Origin of the sequence: Streptomyces yokosukanensis (assembly GCF_001514035.1) — a bacterium.
GTDB classification, from domain to species: Bacteria; Actinomycetota; Actinomycetes; order Streptomycetales; family Streptomycetaceae; genus Streptomyces; species Streptomyces yokosukanensis.
In genome coordinates this window covers 143,643-164,596 of sequence record NZ_KQ948214.1, presented here as the reverse complement: position 1 = coordinate 164,596, position 20,954 = coordinate 143,643, and the positions used below count along the sequence as shown (strand labels likewise).

19 protein-coding genes are annotated in these 20,954 nt (G+C 72.2%); 11 read left to right on the top strand and 8 right to left on the bottom strand.

What is annotated here, in order from left to right; translation table 11 throughout:
* The first annotated feature begins 43 nt into the window (after positions 1–43).
* The 7 genes from AQI95_RS22940 (at position 44) to AQI95_RS22910 (ending at position 7,261) form a co-directional block, all read left to right on the top strand.
* Entirely contained in the window at positions 44–2,221 is a 2,178-nt protein-coding gene (locus tag AQI95_RS22940) for a xanthine dehydrogenase family protein molybdopterin-binding subunit (protein WP_067126761.1), read from the top strand.
* A complete protein-coding gene (locus AQI95_RS22935) occupies positions 2,218–3,150 on the top strand; it encodes an FAD binding domain-containing protein (protein WP_067126759.1) in 933 nt (310 codons plus the stop codon). Before AQI95_RS22940 ends, AQI95_RS22935 begins: the two co-directional genes overlap by 4 nt.
* Positions 3,147–3,623 (top strand): (2Fe-2S)-binding protein, encoded by a 477-nt coding sequence (locus AQI95_RS22930; RefSeq protein ID WP_067126756.1) that lies wholly within the window; start codon positions 3,147–3,149, stop codon positions 3,621–3,623. The genes AQI95_RS22935 and AQI95_RS22930 overlap by 4 nt, the downstream gene beginning before the upstream one ends.
* Entirely contained in the window at positions 3,620–4,612 is a 993-nt protein-coding gene (locus AQI95_RS22925; RefSeq protein WP_067126753.1) for an amidohydrolase family protein, read from the top strand. The genes AQI95_RS22930 and AQI95_RS22925 overlap by 4 nt, the downstream gene beginning before the upstream one ends.
* A gap of 61 nt (positions 4,613–4,673) precedes the next feature.
* Positions 4,674–5,063 carry an XdhC family protein gene (locus tag AQI95_RS50380; protein WP_067126750.1) on the top strand — a complete coding sequence of 130 codons (390 nt, stop codon included), beginning with the start codon at positions 4,674–4,676 and terminating at the stop codon, positions 5,061–5,063.
* Positions 5,060–5,440, top strand: a complete 381-nt coding sequence (locus AQI95_RS50375) for an XdhC family protein (protein WP_067126748.1) — start codon at positions 5,060–5,062, stop codon at positions 5,438–5,440. Before AQI95_RS50380 ends, AQI95_RS50375 begins: the two co-directional genes overlap by 4 nt.
* 78 nt (positions 5,441–5,518) lie before the next feature.
* Positions 5,519–7,261: a pyruvate dehydrogenase gene (locus AQI95_RS22910; protein WP_067126745.1), complete on the top strand. Its 1,743-nt coding sequence runs from the start codon at positions 5,519–5,521 to the stop codon at positions 7,259–7,261.
* Between the two features lie 21 nt (positions 7,262–7,282).
* On the opposite strand, the gene AQI95_RS22905 is transcribed toward AQI95_RS22910, so the two are convergent.
* The 5 genes from AQI95_RS22905 to AQI95_RS22885 all read right to left on the bottom strand — a co-directional run bounded on the left by AQI95_RS22905 (position 7,283) and on the right by AQI95_RS22885 (position 13,010).
* Positions 7,283–8,941 carry an MFS transporter gene (locus AQI95_RS22905; protein WP_244188816.1) on the bottom strand — a complete coding sequence of 553 codons (1,659 nt, stop codon included), beginning with the start codon at positions 8,939–8,941 and terminating at the stop codon, positions 7,283–7,285.
* A 111-nt stretch (positions 8,942–9,052) separates the two neighbouring features.
* The gene (locus tag AQI95_RS22900) at positions 9,053–9,790 is read right to left on the bottom strand and encodes a YoaK family protein (protein ID WP_067126739.1); all 738 of its coding nucleotides are present in this window, start codon (positions 9,788–9,790) and stop codon (positions 9,053–9,055) included.
* The gene (locus AQI95_RS22895; protein ID WP_067127466.1) at positions 9,771–10,295 is read right to left on the bottom strand and encodes a DoxX family protein; all 525 of its coding nucleotides are present in this window, start codon (positions 10,293–10,295) and stop codon (positions 9,771–9,773) included. The genes AQI95_RS22900 and AQI95_RS22895 overlap by 20 nt, the downstream gene beginning before the upstream one ends.
* Positions 10,296–10,344: 49 nt before the next feature.
* Positions 10,345–11,007 (bottom strand): hydrolase, encoded by a 663-nt coding sequence (locus AQI95_RS22890; RefSeq protein ID WP_067126736.1) that lies wholly within the window; start codon positions 11,005–11,007, stop codon positions 10,345–10,347.
* 128 nt (positions 11,008–11,135) lie between these two features.
* Positions 11,136–13,010 (bottom strand): amidohydrolase, encoded by a 1,875-nt coding sequence (locus AQI95_RS22885; protein ID WP_244188830.1) that lies wholly within the window; start codon positions 13,008–13,010, stop codon positions 11,136–11,138.
* A gap of 426 nt (positions 13,011–13,436) precedes the next feature.
* On the opposite strand from AQI95_RS22885, the gene AQI95_RS22880 reads away from it, so the two are divergent.
* The 3 genes from AQI95_RS22880 to AQI95_RS22870 all read left to right on the top strand — a co-directional run bounded on the left by AQI95_RS22880 (position 13,437) and on the right by AQI95_RS22870 (position 17,589).
* Positions 13,437–14,408: an alpha/beta hydrolase gene (locus AQI95_RS22880; RefSeq protein ID WP_067126729.1), complete on the top strand. Its 972-nt coding sequence runs from the start codon at positions 13,437–13,439 to the stop codon at positions 14,406–14,408.
* Between the two features lie 195 nt (positions 14,409–14,603).
* The gene (locus AQI95_RS22875) at positions 14,604–15,815 is read left to right on the top strand and encodes a 4-hydroxybenzoate 3-monooxygenase (RefSeq protein ID WP_425264895.1); all 1,212 of its coding nucleotides are present in this window, start codon (positions 14,604–14,606) and stop codon (positions 15,813–15,815) included.
* A 70-nt stretch (positions 15,816–15,885) separates the two neighbouring features.
* Positions 15,886–17,589, top strand: coding sequence for a methyltransferase (locus tag AQI95_RS22870; protein ID WP_067126723.1), 1,704 nt, complete (start codon positions 15,886–15,888; stop codon positions 17,587–17,589).
* A gap of 46 nt (positions 17,590–17,635) precedes the next feature.
* Here the strand turns inward: AQI95_RS22870 and AQI95_RS22865 are convergent, their stop codons facing one another.
* The 3 genes from AQI95_RS22865 to AQI95_RS22855 all read right to left on the bottom strand — a co-directional run bounded on the left by AQI95_RS22865 (position 17,636) and on the right by AQI95_RS22855 (position 20,432).
* Complete coding sequence (locus AQI95_RS22865; RefSeq protein WP_079071405.1) at positions 17,636–18,301, bottom strand: molybdopterin-dependent oxidoreductase; 666 nt, start codon at positions 18,299–18,301, stop codon at positions 17,636–17,638.
* A 145-nt stretch (positions 18,302–18,446) separates the two neighbouring features.
* A complete protein-coding gene (locus AQI95_RS22860) occupies positions 18,447–18,866 on the bottom strand; it encodes a TOBE domain-containing protein (protein WP_067126720.1) in 420 nt (139 codons plus the stop codon).
* Positions 18,867–19,091: 225 nt separating this feature from the next.
* Positions 19,092–20,432 (bottom strand): MFS transporter, encoded by a 1,341-nt coding sequence (locus AQI95_RS22855; protein ID WP_067126717.1) that lies wholly within the window; start codon positions 20,430–20,432, stop codon positions 19,092–19,094.
* A gap of 140 nt (positions 20,433–20,572) precedes the next feature.
* Between AQI95_RS22855 and AQI95_RS22850 the strand changes: the two genes are divergently transcribed.
* Positions 20,573–20,932: an ArsR/SmtB family transcription factor gene (locus AQI95_RS22850; RefSeq protein WP_067127460.1), complete on the top strand. Its 360-nt coding sequence runs from the start codon at positions 20,573–20,575 to the stop codon at positions 20,930–20,932.
* The last annotated feature ends 22 nt before the right edge of the window (positions 20,933–20,954 follow it).

The following is a 20,954-nucleotide window of genomic DNA, read 5'->3' as shown; positions in this document are numbered from 1 at the left end:
TGTTGCCGATATTCACGTTCCCGGATGTCTGGACGCGGCATTCGTGAGAAGCAAGGTGGCCCACGGCGTACTGCGCGCCGTGGACTGCACGGCGGCCCGGGACGTGCCCGGGGTCGTGGGCGCCTGGTCGGCCGCGGACCTGCCGGACCTCCCCCCGGTGCCGTACACCCTGCTGGCCGGGCTCTCCACCGAGGAGGCCGTCGCGGGCCGGGAGTGGTCGGCCCTCGTGAAGGACCGGGTGCGGTATCCGGGCGAGGCGCTGGCGGTCGTCCTCGGGGAGGACCGGTACCGGGCCGAGGACGGCGTGGCCGAGGTCACCGCCACGATCGATCCGCTGCCCGCCGTGGTGACACCGTCCGCCGCGCTGAAGGACTCCGTCCGGCTGTTCGACGGGATGAGCAACGTCGTCCTGCGGGGCGAGGCGGGAGAGCCCGTGGACCCCGCGGTCTGGGAAGGCGCGGCGGCCGTCGTCGAGGCCACGTACCGGCAGCAGCTGCTGATGCCGAGCCCCATGGAGTGCCGCACCGTCCTCGCCGTACCGGACGGCGACCGGCTGACGGTGTGGTCGGGGCACCAGATGCCGCACCGGCTGCGCCGTGAACTCGCCGCGCTGCTCGGCTGGTCCGCCGACCGGATCCGGGTCGTCGTGCCGGACACGGGAGGCGCCTTCGGGTCGAAGAGCGCCGCGTTCCCCGAGTTCGTGGCCGTCGCCCACCTGGCCGTGAAACTCGGGCGGCCGGTCCGCTGGATCGAGGACCGCCTGGAGTCGATGCTCGTCGCCACCCGGGGGCGCGGGCAGGACCAGAGGGTCCGGCTCGCCGCCGACGCCGACGGACGGCTCCTCGCCTACGAGCTGTCGATCGACGCCGATGTCGGCGCCTACCCGCACCTCGGCGCCGGACTGCCCATGCAGACGGCGTGGATGGCGGCCGGCGCCTACACCACCCCGCACGTCCACGCGACCCTGCGCTCGGTGCTCACCAACACCATGGTGACCTACCCCTACCGGGGCGCCGGACGCCCCGAGGCGGCGATCGCGATCGAGCGCACCATGGACCTGCTCGCCCGGCGACTCGGGATGGACCCCGTCGAGCTGCGGCGGCGCAACTTCATCCCGCCGGACGCCTTCCCGTACGAGACGCCGGTCGGACGCGTCTACGACAGCGGGAACTACGCCGCCGCCCTGGACCTGGCCCTCGAGACGCTCGACCACGACAGGTGGCGTGCCGAGCAGGCCCGCCGCCGCACGGACCCCGACGCCCTTCCGCTGGGCATCGGAATCTCCTGCTACGTGGAGCGCTCCGGCGGCGAAGCCGGCGGACTGCACGAGTTCGGCAGCCTCCAGGTCACCGAGGACGGCAGGATCACCGCCCGCTGCGGCGCTGCCCCCAGCGGCCAGGGGCACGAGACGGTCTTCCCCGCGCTGGTCGCCAAGTTCCTCGGCGTCCCGGAGGCCCAGGTGCGCCTGATCGAGGGCGACACCGACGAACAGCCCGAAGGACTCGGCTCGTTCGCGAGCCGCTCGGCGCAGGTCGACGGAGCCCTGTTCCAGCACCTGGCGAACCTCCTGATCGAGGAGGCCCGCACGCGGGCGGCGGGGCTGTGGGAACTGCCGGTCGACCAGGTCGCGTGGACGGACGGCTCCGTGCACACCGCCCACAACGGCTCGGCCCTCATGGACCTGGGCGAACTGGTGAAGCACACCGGGCCGCTGCGCATCGAGGACCGGTTCGAGACCGGGCAGGCGTTCCCCTTCGGCGCACACGCGGCGGTGACCGAGGTGGATCCGGACCTGGGCCTCGTGAACATCCTGCAACTCGTCACCGTCGACGACTGCGGAGTGATCCTCAACCCCGCGGTGGTGCGCGGGCAGGCGTACGGATCGGCCCTGCAAGGCATCGGCCAAGCCCTCTACGAAGGCATGCAGTTCGACGACGACGGCGTACCGCACGTGGCGAGCGGGTTCCTGGACTATCTGCTCCCGACGTTCACGGAAGTCCCGCCCATCGAGGCCAAGGACACCCACACCCCCAGCCCCAACTCACCGCTGGGTGCCAAGGGCGCGGGCGAGTCGGGCTGCATCGGCACTCCGGCCGCCATCGCCAACGCCGTGGCCGACGCCCTGCCGGCCGTCGACCCCGAGCTGCTGCAGATGCCGCTCACCCCCGACCGCATCCTGCGCGCGCTGCGCGCCTCGACGCACGAGGAAGACGTCCGGTGAAACCCGCACCCTTCGACTACGCGGTACCCCGCACGGTCGCCGAGGCCGTCGCGGCACTCGGCGACACCCGACGCAAGGCCCAGGTCGTCGCCGGCGGACAGAGCCTGATCCTGGAGATGCACCTGGAACGCGTCCGCCCGGAACTCGTCGTCGACATCAACCGGATCCCCGAACTCGACGGCATGCGTGTCGAGGGCGACGAACTGCGCGTCGGCGCCCTGGTCCGGCACGCGGCCTTCGAGCCGCCCGACGCCGTGCCGGGCCCGCTGGGCACCCTGCTCGCCCAGGCCGTGGTCAACATCGCCCACCCGCCCATCCGGTCCCGCGGGACCATGGCCGGCAGCTACGGCTGGGCCCATCCCGCCTCGGAATGGTGTGCCATCGGCGTCGCCCTGGACGCCACCGTGGAGCTGGCCGGACCCGACGGCGCCCGGTCCGTCGCGGCCCGCGACTACTTCCTCGGGCCGTTTCGCACCGCCCGCCTGCCGCAGGAGCTGATCACCGCCGTACGCCTGCCGCTGCTCGGCGAGAACACCGGCGTCGGCTTCATCGAGCACCGCCGTACGCACTTCTGCTTCGCCCAGGTCGCCGTCGGGACGACCCTCACGGTCGACGACGGCGTGATCAGCGACGTACGGATCGCACTGGTCAACTCCGCCGACCGCCCGCTCCGGGCCCGGGCCGCGGAGGACGCGCTGCGCGGAAGCGAACTCGGCGCGCTCCCGGCGGGGCCCCGGGTCCGCGACGAGCATCCGTTCGCCCGCGCCGGACGCATCGCCGCCGAGCACGACGCGGCGCCCCTGCCCGAACCGTTCGCCGACGTCGACCACAAGCGGCGGATCATCGCCGTCCTCGTGGCCAGAACCCTCCTCCAGGCGGCGAACGACCGGCGCGCCCGCCTCGCCGCACGACAGGGAGACCACCGATGAAGACCACCCTCAAGGTGAACGGCACCGACCACGTGCTCGACGTGGAACCCCGCCGGGTGCTCGCCGACGTCCTGCGCGACGACCTCGGACTCACGGGGACGCACCTGGGGTGCGAGCACGGCGTCTGCGGAGCCTGCTCCATCCTCATGGACGGCGAGCCGATCCGCTCCTGCCTGGTGCTGGCCGTCCAGGCCGACGGCCGCTCCCTGCGCACGGTGGAGGGCCTCACCGGCCCCGACGGCGAACCCCACCCGCTGCAGCGGGCCTTCTCGGCCGAGCACGCACTGCAGTGCGGCTTCTGCACACCCGGCTTCCTCATGGTCGCCGCCGGTGCGATGGACGCCGACCCCGACCTCGCCGACCACCCCGAGGCCATGGACCACGTGGTCGGTTCCAACATCTGCCGCTGCACCGGCTACGGGCCCATCCGGCGTGCCGTCGAGCGCGCGGCCCAGGAACGGAGAACAGCATGAACGGTGCCCTGCGCGCCGGAGTCATCGACGTCCACGCCCACTGGCTGCCGCGCGACCTGCTCGCCCTCCCGCCCGGGAACCCGCTCGGCGGCATGCACGACCGCGACGGCGAACTCTTCCTGGGCCGAGCCCCGTTGGGGTTCCCGACCGCGGCGATGACCGACGTCGACACCGTCGTCGCCGACACCCGGAAGGCCGGGCTCGGCGCGCGCGTCGTCTCCGCGCCGCCGTTCGCCTTCCCCGTCCACGCCCCCGCCGAGGCGGACGAGTACATCGCCTCCTACAACGCCCAGCTCGCCGCCGCCGTGGCCGACACGGACGGAGTGCTCGTCGGGCTCGGACTCGTCCGGCTGGACGATGTGGACGCCGCCCGACGGGAGTTGACCGAGATCGCGGCGGCGCAGGGCGTCGCGGGCGTCGCCGTACCCCCGGTGGTCGACGGCCGGTCCCTCGACCGGGACGCCCCACGGGAGATCCTCGGCATCGCCGCCGAACTGGGCCTGTCCGTCCTCGTCCACCCGATGCAACTGCCCCGCACCGAATGGGACCACCACTACCTTGTGAACCTCATCGGCAACCCGGTGGAGAGCACGACCGCCGTCGCCGCGGTCGTCCTCGGCGGCGTCCTGGAAGAACTCCCCTCCCTCAGGATCTGCTTCGTCCACGGCGGGGGCTGCGCACCCTCCCTGCTGGGCCGGTGGGGACACGGCTGGCGCTCCCGCGGCGACGTGCGCCGGGGCAGTACGCGTCCGCCCGCGGAGTCCTTCAGTCTGCTCTACTTCGACACGATCACCCATGACCCGGACGTCCTGGAGCTGCTGCGCGCCCATGCCTCGCCGGAGCGGATCGTCTGCGGCAGCGACTACCCCTTCGACATGGCCCAGCCCGACCCGGTCGGGTTCCCGCTCGGCCGAGGGATCGACGCCGGCGCACTCGAGGCCAACGGCCGCAGGTTCCTCGGGCTGACGCCCATGGACGCCTCGCGATGACATCCCGTGCCGAGAGCGGATCGGGGACCCGCATGCGCGACCTGGCACCGCGGCTGCTGGAGTGGCTGGCCGCCGGAGCCCCCTGTGCGTCCGCGGCGACGGCACGGCCCTCGGCGGCGTGTCGCGCGGCTGCGTGGAAGGCGCCGTCTACGACCTGGCCCGGGAGGTGCTCGACTCGGGACGGCCGCAGTTCGTCTCCTTCGCGGACTCCGACGACGCGTTCGCGACCGGGCTGACCTGCGGAGGCGAGATCGGCCACCTTGGCAGCACGCGCGGCGTCGATCTGGACCTGCTCGTCCTGGGCGACGCCCGCCTCCTGCTCGGGCGGGACGACACCGTCGTACGGACCTACGACCTCGGCGTACACGGCGCGACACGCGTGCTGTTCGAGGCCTGGTCCCCGGAGCCCCGGCTGCTGGTCTTCGAGGCGACGCCCATGCCGCCGCCGTGAGCCGGATCGGCGCCTTCCCCGGCTACCAGGTCACGGTGTGCGACGCCCGCTCGGCCTTCACCACACCCGAACGCTTCCCGCACGCCCACGAGGTGGTGGTCGACTGGCCGCACCGGTATCTGGCGGCCACGGAAACCGATCACAGGACCGTGGTGTGCGTGATGACGCACGACCCGAAGTTCGACGTCCCCGTGCTCGCCGAGGCGCACCGCCGGCCCTTCGCCCACGTCGGCCCCAGCGGTCGTTCGCTCTCCGTGCTGGACGGTCCCATCCACGCGGCGCGGGGCGTGGGTCTCCCGGCCGCGGCCGACGAACGGTGCGCTGTCGGGGCGGAGCCCGTGCGCCGACGATCAAGTCGGGTTCCCCCGGCTCACTAGCGTGGTCGAGGCGCGAGGCGGGACCGCCGTGCCGGCACACGCCGTGGTCCGCCGCAATGCCGGAACCCGAGGAGTGTCATGGCCAAGCAGACCATCGCCGAACAGTACGTCGACCTCATGGCGCGCGCGGGTGTGCGCCGCATGTACGGCGTGGTCGGGGACAGTCTGAACCCCGTCGTCGACGCGGTCAGACGGCACCGTGGCGTCGAGTGGATCCAGGTCCGCCACGAGGAGGTCGCGGCGTTCGCCGCCGGCGCCGAGGCCCAGCTCACCGGCCGGCTGGCCGCCTGCGCGGGCTCCTGCGGCCCCGGCAACCTGCACCTGATCAACGGCCTGTACGACGCCCACCGTTCGATGGCTCCCGTCCTCGCGCTGGCCGCCCACATACCCAGCGCGGAGATCGGCACGGGCTACTTCCAGGAGACCCACCCCGACCGGCTGTTCGCCGAGTGCAGCCACTACTCCGAGCTGATCTCCTCGCCGCGCCAGATGCCGCGCGTGGTGCAGACGGCGATCCAGCACGCCGTCGGGCGGCGCGGTGTCTCGGTGGTGGCCCTTTCCGGGGACACCGCCGCCGAGGACTCCCCGGACGCGGCACCCGAACTCGCCATGCCCCTCGACCTGCCCGCCATCCGCCCCGGCGACCAGGAGATCGCCCGGCTCACCGAACTCGTGGACGCGGCCGAGCGCGTCATGGTGTTCTGCGGCCGGGGCGTCGAGGGCGCCCACGCCGAGGTCATGGCCTTCGCCGAGAAGGTCAAGGCGCCGGTCGGCCACGCCCTGCGCGGCAAGGAGCACATCCAGTACGACAACCCGTACGACGTCGGCATGTCCGGGCTGCTCGGCTACGGATCCGCCTACGAGGCCATGCACGAGTGCGACCTGCTGCTCCTGCTCGGCACCGACTTCCCGTACACCGACTTCCTGCCCCGCCATGTGCGGACCGTGCAGGTCGACGTGCAGCCCGAGCGGCTCGGCCGGCGCACCGGACTCGAACTCGCCGTCTGGGGCGACGTACGCGAGACGCTGCGGTGTCTCACACCCGCGGTGCGCGAGAAGCCGTCCCGCCGCTTCCTCGACCGCATGCTGGAGCGGCACACGCACGCCCTGGAGGGCGCCGTCAACGCCTACACCCGCGACGTCGGCCGGCACACCCCGATCCACCCCGAGTACGTGGCCTCGGTGCTCGACGAAGAGGCCGCCGACGACGCCGTGTTCACCGTCGACACCGGCATGTGCTGTGTGTGGGCGGCGCGTTACCTCACCCCCAACGGCCGCCGCCGCATCCTCGGCTCGTTCGTGCACGGCTCGATGGCCAACGCGCTGCCCCAGGCGATCGGCGCGCAGTTCCTCGACCGCGGCCGGCAGGTCGTCTCCCTCTCCGGCGACGGCGGCTTCTCCATGCTGATGGGCGACTTCCTCACCCTCGTCCAGTACGGCCTGCCGGTGAAGGTGGTCGTCTTCGACAACTCCTCCCTGGGCATGGTCGACCTGGAGATGATGGTCGACGGCCTGCCCCCGCACGGCACGACCTACCCGCACACCGACTACGCCGCCATCGCGACGGCGGCCGGAGCGCTCGGTGTCCGGGTGGAGAAGCCCGCCGAGGTGCGCGGCGCGCTGCGCGAGGCGTTCGCCCATGACGGGCCCGCGCTGGTCGACGTCGTCACCGATCCCGCCGCACTGGCGGTCCCGCCGAAGATCACCACCGAGCAGCTCAGCGGCTTCGCCCTGTCCGCGAGCCGTACGGTCCTGAGCGGAGGCGTCGGCAGCATGGTCCACCTGGCCCGAGCCAACCTGCGCAACATTCCCCGCCCCTGAACCGGCTGTGCCGTGCCCACATCAGGGGCGGCCCGGCACCGCGGGCCCCGACGCGGTGTCGAAGGCATGGGTCACCTCGGGGACGGTCCCGGGCGTGAGCAGCTCGCGAGCCCGCTCCTCGTGGTGACGGTCGGTGGCCGTCAGCCGGACGTGGTGCTGGGCGAGGTGCTCCGCCCAGGAGGAGATCAGATAGGTCTCGACGAAGCGTTCCGGCTCGCCGCCGTCCTGGTAGAGGCCCCAGGTCAAGGCCCCTGTACGGCGCCTGGACCGAGCCACGTGGTGCATGCGGTCCGTGAACTCGACGCGGTGGTCCGCCGGGACCCGGTAGACGACGGAGACCAGGACCGGGCCGTCGGCCTCTCCCGGCTCGAACACCAGGGGTGGAGCGGGCCAGTGGTCGGAGGGCGAGGGGTTGATCCCGTCGGTGTCGCGCAGCGGCCAACGCCGCACGGTGGCGGCGCTGAGCAGCATCACGGCGGCGGCGATCAGCAGACAGTCGCCGAGCCCCAGCCAGCCGGCCACCGCTCCCCACAGGGGCGCCGCCAGCGCCTGGCCACCCTGGAAGACCAGGAGGTAGACGGCGAGCCCCCGGGCCCTGACCCAGCCCGGCAGCCGCGTCTGCACGGCCGCGTTGAGCGTGGACAGCACGGCGATCCAGGCGAGGCCACCGGGCAGCAGGGCAGCCGCGACGAGCCACGGCGTACGCACGGTCGCCAGCACCGCGAGCAACCCGGCGAACACCACGGCGCCCGCCGCGAGCGTGCCGTTGGCCCCCAGCACGCGGCGCACCCGGGGCAGCGCGAAGGCCCCGGCCACCGCTCCCACCCCCACCGCCGCCAGCAGCAGCCCGTATCCGCCCGAGCCGAGGCCGAGGGAACGGCTCGCGGTCAGGGGCAGCAGTGCCCACAGAGCCGCGCCGCCGGGGATGAACAGGAGCGTGCGCAACAGGACCCGGCGTATCCCGGGGGCGTTCCACACATAGCGGCGCCCGGCGTGCAGGGCGTCCAGCAGCCCTTCGCTCCCCGCCGGGGCATCCGTCCGTGGGCGCCGCCAGACCAGGAGGACGGCCGCGATGCCCAGGTACGAGGCCGCGTTGAAGGCGAAGACCCAGCCCGCGCCCGCCGCCGCGACCACGGCCCCGCCGAGTGCCGGACCCACGGCGCGGGCCAGGTTCATGTTCACCGCGCCCAGCGCCGCCGCCTGGCCGAGCCGCCGGCGTTCCACCAGCTCCGGCTGGATCGCCTGCCAGGCCGGGCCCATCAGCGCCGTACCGCACCCCAGCAGGAAGGTGAGGACGAGCAGCAGCGTCGGCGACAGGGCGTGCGTGAACGCCAGCACGGCCAGCGCACCGGACACCGCGATCATCGCGAACTGCGCGGTGAGCAGCACCGATCGGCGGTCGAAGCGGTCGGCGAGCACCCCGGAGGGCAGGGCCAGCAGTACGACGGGAAGGCTGGCGGCGGTCTGCACGAGCGTCACCAGTGCGGCGCCGTGGCCCACCAGCAGCCACTGGGCGCCCACCGTCTGCATCCAGCTGCCGATGTTGGAGACCAGTTGGGCGATCCACAGCGCCCGGAAGACACGTGCCGCGAGCGGTGCCCACGGGGAGTCGGTCTCGGCGGATGCCGGTGACGACGGGGTGCTCTTCATACTTGTCCAGACCGGGTGCGGGGCGGGCATGGGCAGGAGTGACCGTAGAGCCCGCCGGCGGCGGGCTCTTGACCGGGAGCGCACGGGATGCGGCCCCGGAGCGCAGTGTCTTCGCTCCGGGGCCTTCAGGGCGCCGGTCGCTCAGGACGGCGGCCGGATCCACACGGCGTCGGTGCCGGACAGCCGGTGCGTCACCACGGAGACGCACGCCAGGAGCAGCAGGGCGAGGCCCAGGGTGAGCACGAGATGGCCGTGCAGGACGAGTTGGGCCCCGACGAGGGCGCCGAGCAGCATGGCCAGCACGGACAGCATCCGACGTCCCGGCCTCGGCGCCGCGCCGCCCGCCGGGGCGGAGTCCGCGGCCAGCCCCGTGAGGGTCAGTGTCAGTACGGTCGTGGTGAGGTCGGGGACGCCGAGCCGCCGGGCGACCGCGTTCTGCAGACCCATGCCGAGCCCGAGACACACGATCAGCGTGTACTGGACGCCGGTGGTGACCCGGCCGTCGGCGACCGCCGTGACGGCGACGGTGACGGCGACCAGGACCGTCTGCGCGGCGGTGGCCGTCCGCAACAGGTGCCCGCGGTGGCCGGCGAACCGGGTCCCCAGCCTGCCGCCGGCCAGCGCGCCCAGGAGGAACACCGCCAGCGCGACGACGGAGGCGAGCGCGGACAGGTTCGGGGCGCCCGCCAGCGCGAATCCGAGGAACACGACGTTGCCGGTCATGTTGGCGACGAAGACGTGCCCGAGGGCCAGATAGCTCACCGCGTCGACCAGGCCGGTGACCACGGTCAGCGTCAGCATCAGGGGAGGCAGCGGGCCGTGGCGGTCGTCCCTGGGCGGAGCCAGGGTGTGCGCCGCGTCAGTCAGCAGCCCGCGCATGAGGTGTCCTTTCCGACGTGGTGGGCACACGGTGCAGCACCAGGCGGGTCAGCAGCCCGCTGGTGGGGCCGAGCACGATCGCGGCGAGGACGATCCACAGCGGCCACGGGGTGATGCCCAGCACGTGGTCGAGGGACCACCGGCCGGGCCCGGTGAGGGACAGCGCCGTGGAGACGACGACGAGGACCATCGGGTACTCGTAGCCGTCGTTCTGCACCCAGAGGCCCTTGGGCCATTTGACGGTGCCCGCGACCGTCATCACCCCCATGGCCGCCATCGCGGCCAGGGGCGTCAGCAGTCCGGCGGCCAGGAACAGGCCGGCACCGATCTGGCTGGCGCCCGCCACGACCGCCGTCAGTCGGCCGCCGCGGAACCCGTCGTGACGGAACTCCTCGGTTCCGCCTGCCAAGCCGTGGCCCCCCAGCCGGTAGCTCACCTTCTGCACTCCGTGGCCGGCGATGAGGAGTCCCGCCATCAACCGGAGGATCAGCAGTCCAGCATCCATCTCTTCCTACCTGTTCCTGACCTTCACATCTCTCGCTGACGCGGTGGGATCAGCCGGCGGCGTGGGCGCCGATCACGGCCTGCGCGTAGACCAGACCGAGGCCGTAGGCGCCGCCGTGCTCCTTGACGACCTCCGTGACCGGCACGTACGTCTCGGTGCGGGCCCAGTCACGCTGCAGCTCCAGCAGGACCTGCACCCAGGTGACCGGGACGGCGCCGGCCTGGATCATGCGCTGCACGGCGTGTTCGTGCGCCTGCGGGCTGACCCCGCCGGACGCGTCGGTGACCACGTAGACCTCGTACCCCTGGGCGAGGGCCGACAGCGCGGGAAGGACGACGCAGACCTCGGTCCACAGACCGGCTATGACGATCCTCTTGCGACCGGTCGCCTTGACGGCCTCGACGAACGCGGCATCCTCCCAGGCGTTCATCGTGGTGCGGTCGATGATCCCGTGGTCGGGGAAGACGGCCGCCAGCTGCGGCAGGATCGGGCCGGAGAAGGACTCGGCGGCCACGGTGCTCAGCACCACCGGCACGTCGAACACCTTGGCGGCCTTGGCCAGGCCCAGGGTGGAGTTGATGATCGCGGTGCGGTCACCGCTGCCCGTGCCGAAGAACATCTGCGGCTGGTGGTCGACGAACAGGACCGCACAGTTGTCGGGGGTCAGCAGGTCGGGGCTGGGGGACGCGGTGACCTCGGCGATGTCGGTCATGTGAGGGTGCCTTTCCATCAGTAGCGGCGCGGACGGGCGTCCGCGGCGGACAAGAAACCGCCCGTTGGACGGTGGGTCGGGTGGTGCCCCGGAAGGGGCGGCCCACGGCCGGGCCCCTTCCGGGAGCGTCAGAGGACGAAGCAGGGATCGAAGGGTGTGCCGGTGGCGTCCGGGAACAGGCCGCGCCGCGCGCGCCACTCGCGGTGCTGCTCCGACTCGGCGACGGCCTCGCCGAGGGACTCCGCCTGGCGCACACCCGCGAGGTGCGGCCCGGACGCCTGGTAGCCGCCGAAGTGCGCGACCGGGCTCCAGTCGGGGCTCACGGCCGGCAGTTCCTCGTCCAGGCCCTCGTACTCGCCGGCGGCGTAGACGATCCGGCCGCCGGTGACCGTGAGCAGCGACTCGATGTGCGCGATCTCCGGCTCGGGGACGGTGAAGTAGTCCTCGGAGAGCACCGCGAGGTCCGCGTAACTCCCCGGCCGCAGAACGCCCTTGACGTCCTGCTCGCCGGTCAGCTCGGCGCCGGCCCGGGTGAACATGGTGAGCGCGGTCTGCCGGTCGACCCGGTTGCTCCGGGGGCGCAGCACGAGGTCACCGACGCTGCGGCCGCTCACCAGCCAGTGCAGGGCCACCCAGGGGTTGTAGGTGGACACCCGGGTGGCGTCCGTGCCGGCGGCAACGGTCAGCCCGCGCTCCAGCATCTCCCGGATCGGCGGGGCTTCGGCGGCCCTGCCCGGGCCGTAGCGGCGCAGGAACGCCTCGCCCTGGAACGAGAGCCGGTTCTGGACGGACATGGCACCGCCGAGCGCGGCGACCCGGTCGAGGCTCTCCGGGGTCACGGTCTCGGCGTGGTCGAACAACCACCGGTTCCCGGCCGGGAAGAGCCCCTCGGCGGCGAGCTTCTCGAAGACCGCGAGGTCCCGGCGGATGGTCTCGTCGTAGGTGGCGTGCAGCCTGAATCCCCAGCCGTTCTCCATGAGGAGACGGACGGCCTTCTCGAATTCGCCCTCGTAGTCCCCGAGTTCGGGACGCGGCTGGTTGAAGTTCTCGAAGTCCGCCGCCGCCCAGGTGAGGTTCTCACCCGCGCCGTTGAGCCGCAGCCACGCGTCCCCGTCCTCGGGGCGGACCATCTCGATCCAGCGGGCGAGGTCGGCTGTCTCCTGGCCCGCGGTCTGCGGGAAGAGGTGATAGGCGATGCGCAGGGACAACTGGCCGGCCCTCGCCAGCTCGATGACGGTGCTGTAGTTGTCGGGGAAGTTCTGGAACCCGCCGGCGGCGTCGATCGCCGAGGTCAGACCGAACCGGTTCAGCTCGCGCAGGAAATGACGGGTCGAGACCCTTTGGTCCTCGCCCTGGAGCACCGGTGCCTTGGCCAGGGTCGAGTAGAGGATGAGGGCGCCGGGCGCCGCGAGCAGCATGCCCGTCGGTTCCCCGTCCCGGCCGCGGACGATCTGTCCGCCCCGGGGATCGGGCGTGTCCTTGTCGAATCCGGCGGCCTTCACCGCTGCCCGGTTGAGGACCGCGGACTGGTACAGGTGCAGGACGAACACCGGGGTGTCGGGGGCGGCGGCGTTCAGTTCCGCGACGGTCGGCAGCCGTCGCTCCGCGAACTGCTCGGCCGACCAGCCTCCCACCACCCGCACCCACTGGCCCTTGGGGGTACGGGCGGCCTGTTCCCGCAGCATGGCCAGGCCCTGGCGCAGCGTGCGGACACCGTCCCAGCGCAGTTCCAGGACGTAGTTGAGACCGCCGCGAATGACGTGCAGATGGGCGTCGTTGAGCCCGGGGATCATCCGCCGCCCGAGTGCGTCCACGACCTTCGTGGCGGCTCCGACGTGCGCGGCCACGTCCTTGTCGGCACCGACGACCGTGATGACACCGTCCTTGACGGCGAGCGCCTCGGCGTGCGGGTGGTCCGGGTCTCCCGTATGGATTCTCGCGTTGCGGACGACGAGTTCTGCGGCATCGTCGGTGGGCTGGGGAACCAGTCCGCCGACCGGCATTGGAGACACGTGTGCAGGACCCTTTCCGGGATGGCGACTTCGATCGCCGCCGCGTGCGAACGCGACGGACGGGACATGCGGTGACGGTGTGGGGGTTCGCTGTCGAACGCGTGGGCGAACCGTGACCGTCGCGCCGCCACGCTAGGCGCGGCGGACGCCGTCGTGTGTCCTGCCAGCGCACTGGAACGTTGCCCACAGCGCACCGGACGCGCGGTGGCAGGCGCGGCACGGGATCGCCGGTCCGGCGGCCGTCCCCGCGGCGCGCACCGCCGTGCGCTGTGGGGACATCGGCCGTGCGCCTGCGGACAACCACCGCGCGCACGGGGCATCTACGGTGCGGTGCGGCGGCGCCGGAGTCCCCGGCACGACGATCCGGAGAGATTCCTGGAAACGACCGCCGCACCCTACGAATTGCAGGAGATCAGCATGTCTGACGCCCTCGCGCCGGTCGACCCGGTGCTGGAACCCGCGGCAGCCGAGTTCGCCCAGGCGACCGCCAACCCGCCCTACCTCTTCGACCTGCCCCCGGCGGAGGGTCGTAAGGCGGTCGACGACGTGCAGTCCGGCGAGATCGACAAGCCGGCGGTCGACGAGGAGTGGATCACCGTCTCCGGCGGTCCGACGGGCACCGTCCGCGCCCGGATCGTCCGCCCCGCGGGCGCCGAGGGCACCCTGCCGGTGATCGTCTACATCCACGGCGCGGGCTGGGTCTTCGGCAACGCCCACACCCACGACCGCCTGGTGCGCGAACTGGCCGTCGGCGCGAACGCCGCGGTCGTGTTCCCCGAGTACGACCTGGCGCCCGAGGCCCGCTACCCGGTCGCCATCGAGCAGAACTTCGCCGTCGCGAAGTGGGTCGTGGAGCAGGGCGCGACCAAGGAGCTGGACGGCACGCGGCTGGCGGTGGCCGGCGACTCGGTCGGTGGCAACATGACGGCCGCGCTGACGCTCATGGCCAAGGAGCGCGGCGGCATCCCGCTGGTCCAGCAGGTGCTGTTCTACCCGGTCACGGACGCGAACTTCGACACCCCGTCGTACCACCAGTTCGCCACCGGCTACTTCCTGCGCCGCGACGGCATGCAGTGGTTCTGGGACCAGTACACGACCGACGAGGCCGAGCGGGCGCAGATCACGGCGTCCCCGCTGCGCGCCACCACGGAGCAGCTCCGGGACCTGCCGCCGGCCCTCGTGATCACCGGCGAGGCCGACGTGCTGCGCGACGAGGGTGAGGCCTACGCCAACAAGCTCCGCGAGGCGGGCGTGCCGGTCACCGCCGTCCGGTTCCAGGGCATCATCCACGACTTCGTGATGCTCAACGCCCTGCGCGGGACCCATGCGGCCGAGGCCGCCATCACCATGGCCGTCCGTACGCTGCACGCGGCCCTGCACACGGCCTGAGTCCGGGCGGACGGCACGCATCCGTGATCGACCCGACGGTCCCCCGTCTCCCGGCCTCGCCGGAGCCGGGGGACCGGCCACATGGAGCGGCAGGCCTCTGCCGAAGCACGGGCCAATTAGTAGATCTGTACACCCTGTACGCTTTAGAGTGATATCTACGCATCCGTTATTTTTGCGGAATTAAGATCCATTTCCGTGACGGAAGGTCAGAATATTGGAGCGGTCGGCGGCGCGACCGACGTGGTCATCCTCGGCGCCGGGCCGGCCGGGCTGGTACTCGGCAATCTCCTCCACAGGAGCGGGATCGACTGCGTCGTCCTGGAGCGCGCCGGCCGCGCGCACGTCCAGACCCGCGCACGTGCCGGCTTCCTCGCCGCGAACACCGTACGGATCCTGGACCGACACGGTCTGGCGGAGGGCCTGCACCGGCGCGGACGGGCGCACGGCACCTGCGAGTTCCGCACCGAGGGCGGCCGTTTCCGGCTGGACTACGGCGGCCTCGGCCTGCGCGAGCAGCACGTGGTCTATCCGCAGCAGTACCTGGTCACGGATCTGCTGACGCAGTTCCTGGACGCAGGGGGCCGGATCCACTTCGGCACCGAGGCGGTGTCCGTCCGCGCGATGCACAGCACCCGGCCCTCGGTCACGGTACGCACGCCGGACGGACGCCGCGGTCGGTGGCAGGCCCGGTACGTCGCCGGCTGCGACGGCCGGCACGGCGCCGCGCGACGCGCGCTCGCGCCCGGCGCGGTCCGCCACCACCACCGCGACCACGGCGTGTCCTGGCTCGGCCTGCTCGTCGAGGCACCGCCGAGCCTCGACGCGGTGGGCTACGCGGTGCACGAGCGCGGCTTCGCCGGGCACATGGCACGCACCCCCGACGTCACGCGCTACTACCTGCAGTACGAGCGCGACAGCCCGGCCGGAGCCTGGTCCGAGGACCGGATCTGGGGCGAACTGGAGCTGCGGATGCACGCCGCGGACTACGGCCCGCTGCACCGGGGCCGCATCGTCCAACGGTCCGTCGTCAGCCTCGAGTCCGACGTCCTCGAACCGCTGCGCCACGGATCGCTCCTCCTCGCCGGCGACGCCGCCAGTGTGATCAGCCCGTCCGCGGCCAAGGGCGCGAACCTCGCGGTGCTGGAGGCGGAGATCCTCGCCCGTGCCCTCGTCGACGACCTCACGCACGGCGACGGACAGGGGCTCGCCCGCTACTCGGCTCGGTGCCTCACGCACATCTGGCGCGCGCAGGAGTTCTCGCAATGGATGATCCAGCTGTTGCACGGCCCGCCGGGCCCGGACGGTGAGTCGTCGTTCCACAACTGCCTGCGGACTTCCCGCATCGAGTCGCTGCGCACGTCCCGCAGTCAACAGGACTGGTTCGCCGAGAACTACGTCGGCGTATGAGAACCGCTTCGCCGAGCACCGTTCCGCCGAGCACCGTTCCGCACGAACCCGAAACAAGGATGCCTTCACGATGATGACCACGCTGCCCAGCGGCGACGTGGCGCGCCTGCGCGCGACAGTCGATTTCGTCAGGGAACAGGACACCCCCACACTGCTCTCGCTCCTGCTGCCCGGCCTGGACGGCCCCGAACTGCGCACGGTGGTGGACCGTTGCCGCTTCGCGCACGCCGCCCTGCTCGTCTTCCCACCGCATCCGCAGGCTCTTCGCGCCATGCTGACCGCATGCGGGCTGGCCTCGGACACCCCCGCACAGCCGAGCGTCGTCGTCCGCGAGCGACTGGCCCTGCGGCACGGGCGCGCCGTCACGGAACTCGACGTGGAGATCCTGCGTCCCACGGTGGCGGGTCTGGACGGGGCACAGCGCATGGTCGAGGTCTTCGCACTGACCGTCCCCGAGGGCTCGCAGCTGACCGAGATCGCCGAGCACGAGCGCGCCTGGCAGCACGAGACGCACCTCGCCTTCGAGATCGAGGACCCGGACCCGCTGCTGCTGCGCGGCCTGTGCGCGGTGTTCAGGCGCCACGGCGCGGTCCCCGACGGCGGGGGATACACCCCGCACGAGGACGGCACGGTGTTCTACTTCGCCGCGCCCGTCGACGCGAAGGCCGGCTGCCGGCGGGTGGAGCTGTACGTACCCGGTGACCACCGCGATGTGCTCGCCGCCCACCTGGACGGGCACCGCGCGCAACAGCCCGCTGAATCGCTCCTGCGCCTGCTGACCGGGGCATGGACGACGCAGGCCCTGGCGGTGTTCGCCCAACTGCGCCTGCCCGAGGCCATGGACGTGGCGACAGGGAACCGGATCGAGCTCCTGGCGCGGACGGTCGGCGCCGACCCGGAGAACCTGGCGACGCTCCTGCGCTACCTCGTGATGCTGGACGTCGTGGCAGCCGACCGGACCGGCTTCCGGCTGACCGAACTCGGCGCGCTGCTGCGCGCGGACTCGAAGGGCTCGATGCGACCTCTGGCCCTGATGTACGGCGGCCCGTTCTACCAGTCCTTCGCCGGCCTGGGGCACACGGTACGCACCGGACAGGTCGCCTTCGACCACCTCTTCGGCGAGAACCACTTCGACCACTTCGCACGCGACCCCGAACTCGCCGAACTCTTCGACCAGTCCATGGCCGCGAGTTCGCACATGTTCGAGCCGCTGCCCGCGCATCCGGTCGTCATGGCCGCAGGCCGGGCGCCCGTGCCCAAGACCGTCGTCGACGTCGCGGGCGGAACGGGGGAACTGCTCGGTCGCCTCCTCGCCGCACACCCGCGCCTGCGCGGCGTTCTGCTGGAACGACCGCACGTCATCGAGGCCGCCCGCCGGTCCCTCGACGCCACCGGATGCGGCGAGCGGTGCGCCTACCGCGCAGGCGACTTCTCGGACGTACCGGCAGACGGGGACATCTACGTCCTGTCCCGTGTGCTGCACGACTGGGACGACGACCGGTGCCGCGAGATTCTGCGCCACTGCGCCCGTGCCATGCCCGCCCACGCCGACCTGCTCATCGTCGAGCGGGTGCTTCCCACCGACGGATCGATCTCGCTGGCCACCTCGTGGGACCTGCACATGATGTGCAACGTCGGCGGCCGGGAGCGGAGCGCCGACCACTACGCCCGACTGCTCGACGCCGCCGGCCTCACCTATGTGGACCGTTCGCCACTGCCCCTCGACGGCAGCGTGATGCATGCCCGGAAGACCGCTGGATCCTCGATGACATAGAGATCGGGCCCAGCTCGGCGGCCTACGGGAAGCGGGACGCGCGCCGTCAGCGCCCCTGGCGGGCCGACGGAGTCGGTCCGTCGGCCGGCTGTTCCTGGTAGGAGTGGCGCTGCTCTTTCCAGGGGTCGGCGATGTTGTGGTAGCCGCGTTCCTCCCAGAAGCCGCGTCTGTCGGCCGTCATGTACTCGATGCCGCGCAGCCATTTGGGTCCCTTGTAGCCGAAGAGGTGGGGGACCACCAGACGGAGGGGGAAGCCGTGTTCGGCGGTGAGGGGTTCGCCGTTGTGGTGGGTGGCCATGAGGGTCCGGGGCGAGGTGAGGTCGCCGAGGCGCAGATTGGCGGAGTAGCCGTACTCCGCCCAGGCCATGATGTGCGTGACCCCCGGTGCCGGTGGGGCCAGGTCCAGGACGGTGGCGGCGGGGATGCCGTACCACTCGTGTCCGGTGGAGGTGGGGCCGCTCGCACAGTGGAGGTCGGCGACGACCGTGGTGCGGGGCAGGCCGGCCAGGTCGTCGAAGGCCCACTCATGTGTCTCGCCGGAGGCGGTGGCGCCGAAGACGCGCAGGTTCCAACGCTCGGGGCGGAAGCGGGGGACGGGGCCGTAGTGGGAGACGGGCCAGCCGTGCACATGCCGCTGCCCGGGAGGGATACGACCGGCGCTCCCGACCCCGGGGACAGGCTCCTCGGCCACGATCGCACCCTGTCCCGTCATCTCGTCCCATCAGCGCACTGTCCCGCGCAGCGTAGCTGCTGACTCCTCGTGCTGCCGTGGCCGGGGCACACCCGGGTGAGTCGCGGCGGACGGGTCGGCCGCCCTGCGGCCGGCTGTCCGCGCAGCTCACCGCGTACCCAGGCGGTCACGTGGTCGCGAGGGACACCTCCGTCGACTTGATCAGCGCCACGACCGGCGAACCGGCCGCCAGAGCGAGGTCGGTGACCGCGTCCTTGGTGACCGCGGCGGTGAGTTCGCCGCCGTCGACCGTCACCTTGACCGTCGCCATGGCCCCGCCTGTTGCGACGTCGCTGACGGTGCCGGGCAGCTGGTTGCGGATCGACAGCCCCTCCACACGGGCGGTGGCGAGAGCCACCTCGGTGGACTTCATCATGGCGTGTACGGCCGAACCCTCGGCGAGCCCCAGGTCCTTGACGGCCTCCAGGGTGATCGCCGCAGTGAGGTCCTGGCCGCCGTCGAGACGCACCTTCACGGTCGCCATCACCTCGCCGGAGGTGACGGCGGTGACGGTGCCGGGGATCTGGTTGCGGATGCTCAGACTCATGACGAGGCGCCTCGCAGACGTGGTGAAAAGGGTGAATTGTTGGGCTTTGTGCCGACTCTGAGTCCACAAGTTAGCCGGTTTGGCGACGCCCGTGGAAAGCCCCGTCGCATCCGCCACCCGTGATCTCGCCAACCCCTGGCAAATCGGAGAAGCGCCTTTCGGCGACGACTCCGTGGCGCCGCCGCGGCGATGGACACCGATGCGGCCACCGGCTCCGACCGCGCCTCAAGGGTGCGTGTGGAGCGCGTCCGTGAGGCGGGTGTGGCTGTGTCGCCAGCCATCCGGAACACGGACGGCGTCCGAGAGGTGCGGGTGGCCGTCGTGGAGGTCGGTGTGCTCGTGCTCGGCGGCCACCGGCTGCCGCGCCGGCCACAGCCGTACCGCCAGCAGGCCGGACGCCAGGGCGATCGCGCCCAGGGCGATCACCGCCGCTTGAAGGCCCGCCGCCGCGCCGAGCCAGCCGGCCAGCGGGTACGTCAACAGCCAGCAGCCGTGCGAGAACGAGAACTGGGCGGCGAAGGCGGAGGCGCGTTCCTCTGGTGGGGCGGAGCGGCGGATCAGCCGTCCGGTCGGGGTGAGCACCATGGAGCACGCGGCGCCGAACGCGGCCCAGGTGAGCAGGAGCGCGGGCCAGCGCCAGGCGCCGCCGCCCGCCGCCGTCACGGCACCGAGCGCGGCGAAGACGAGCGTGAGCAGGAGGGCGCCGGGCAGCATCACCGCGCGGTCGCTGACCCGTTCGAGGACGCGCGGCAGGAGCAGCGCCACGATCATGGAGCCGGCCCCGTACGCGCCGAGTGCGAGGGACACGTCGGCGGCGCCGCGGGCCAGGTGGTCGCGGACGTAGACCACGCTGTTGACGGTGACCATGGCGCTCGCCGCCGCGACCGCGAGGTTGAGGGCGAGCAGGGCGCGCAACTGCGGTGTGGCGAAGAAGAGGCGGCTGCCCGCCGTGGCCTTGGTGTACGCGCTCCCGGTGCGAGGTGCCGAGGGCGTGACCGGCTTCGGCAGCAGCACTCCGACCACCAGTGCCGCCGAGGCGAGGAAGCCGGCGACCGTGCCCAGGAACAGCCAGTTGTAGGTGATCACCGACAGCAGGGCCGCGGCGAGCGCCGGGCTGAACAGGCTCTCCAGGTCGTAGGCGAGGCGGGACATCGACAGCGCCTGGGTGTAGTCGCGCTCGCCCGGCAGCACGTCGGGGACGACCGCCTGGAAGGTGGGCGTGAAGGCGGCCGACGCCGACTGGAGCAGGAAGATCAGGACGTAGACCTGCCAGACCTGGTCGACGAACGGCAGCATCAGCGCGACGCAGGCCCGGGTCAGATCGGCTCCGACCATGAGGGCGCGGCGGGGGAGCCGGTCGGCGACCGCGCCGATGGCCGGGGCGATCGCGACGTACGCCACCATCTTGATCGCCAGCGCGGTACCCAGGACCGAGCCCGCGTTCGCGCCGGCGATGTCGTAGGCGAGCAGACCGAGCGCGACCGTGGCCAGGCCGGTACCGACGAGGGCGATGACCTGGGCGGCGAAGAGGCGGCGGTAGGTGCGGTTGCGCAGGACGGAGAGCATGGTGCGTTCCCCCGGACGGGCGGGTGGGATGCGGGCTGCACCTCCCACTGTACCCACAGGTGCGCATCTACGCACATGTTGATTCCAAGCCCCGGTGACCGACGCGCTCGGATCCCGGTGCGGCCCTCTACTCTGTGTACATGCCTGCTCGCGAGCCTCTGCCACCTGCGTCCGATACGCATCTGCGCCCCCCGGACGGCGCCCGCCTCGCGGAGGCGACCGAGGTGTTCGCGCTGCTGTCCGACGCGACCCGGCTGCACGTGCTGTGGCTGCTGGCGCAGGCGGAGTCGGACGTCGGGTCGCTGGCCGAGCAGTGCACGGCCTCGCGGACCGCGGTCAGCCAGCACCTGGCGAAGCTGCGGCTCGCGGGACTGGTGGAGACGCGACGCGAGGGACGGCACATCTACTACCGCCTCAGCGACGGACATCTGCGCCGCCTGGTCATGGAGGCGCTCAGCCACGCGGACCACCGGGTGAGCGGGAAGGCGCCGCACGACTGAGCGGGTGCGGGCCGGCGCGCCG

What these genes read in the sequence shown, in the direction of transcription:
- AQI95_RS22880 (WP_067126729.1), top strand. Translation starts at nt 13,437, where the DNA reads ATGTCTGACGCCCTCGCGCCGGTCGACCCGGTGCTGGAACCCGCGGCA.
- AQI95_RS22860 (WP_067126720.1), bottom strand. Translation starts at nt 18,866, where the DNA reads ATGAGTCTGAGCATCCGCAACCAGATCCCCGGCACCGTCACCGCCGTC.
- AQI95_RS22870 (WP_067126723.1), top strand. Translation starts at nt 15,886, where the DNA reads ATGATGACCACGCTGCCCAGCGGCGACGTGGCGCGCCTGCGCGCGACA.
- AQI95_RS22890 (WP_067126736.1), bottom strand. Translation starts at nt 11,007, where the DNA reads ATGACCGACATCGCCGAGGTCACCGCGTCCCCCAGCCCCGACCTGCTG.
- AQI95_RS22930 (WP_067126756.1), top strand. Translation starts at nt 3,147, where the DNA reads ATGAAGACCACCCTCAAGGTGAACGGCACCGACCACGTGCTCGACGTG.
- AQI95_RS22900 (WP_067126739.1), bottom strand. Translation starts at nt 9,790, where the DNA reads ATGCGCGGGCTGCTGACTGACGCGGCGCACACCCTGGCTCCGCCCAGG.
- AQI95_RS22885 (WP_244188830.1), bottom strand. Translation starts at nt 13,010, where the DNA reads ATGCCGGTCGGCGGACTGGTTCCCCAGCCCACCGACGATGCCGCAGAA.
- AQI95_RS22855 (WP_067126717.1), bottom strand. Translation starts at nt 20,432, where the DNA reads ATGCTCTCCGTCCTGCGCAACCGCACCTACCGCCGCCTCTTCGCCGCC.
- AQI95_RS22910 (WP_067126745.1), top strand. Translation starts at nt 5,519, where the DNA reads ATGGCCAAGCAGACCATCGCCGAACAGTACGTCGACCTCATGGCGCGC.
- AQI95_RS22905 (WP_244188816.1), bottom strand. Translation starts at nt 8,941, where the DNA reads ATGCCCGCCCCGCACCCGGTCTGGACAAGTATGAAGAGCACCCCGTCG.
- AQI95_RS22850 (WP_067127460.1), top strand. Translation starts at nt 20,573, where the DNA reads ATGCCTGCTCGCGAGCCTCTGCCACCTGCGTCCGATACGCATCTGCGC.
- AQI95_RS22895 (WP_067127466.1), bottom strand. Translation starts at nt 10,295, where the DNA reads ATGGATGCTGGACTGCTGATCCTCCGGTTGATGGCGGGACTCCTCATC.
- AQI95_RS22865 (WP_079071405.1), bottom strand. Translation starts at nt 18,301, where the DNA reads ATGACGGGACAGGGTGCGATCGTGGCCGAGGAGCCTGTCCCCGGGGTC.
- AQI95_RS22925 (WP_067126753.1), top strand. Translation starts at nt 3,620, where the DNA reads ATGAACGGTGCCCTGCGCGCCGGAGTCATCGACGTCCACGCCCACTGG.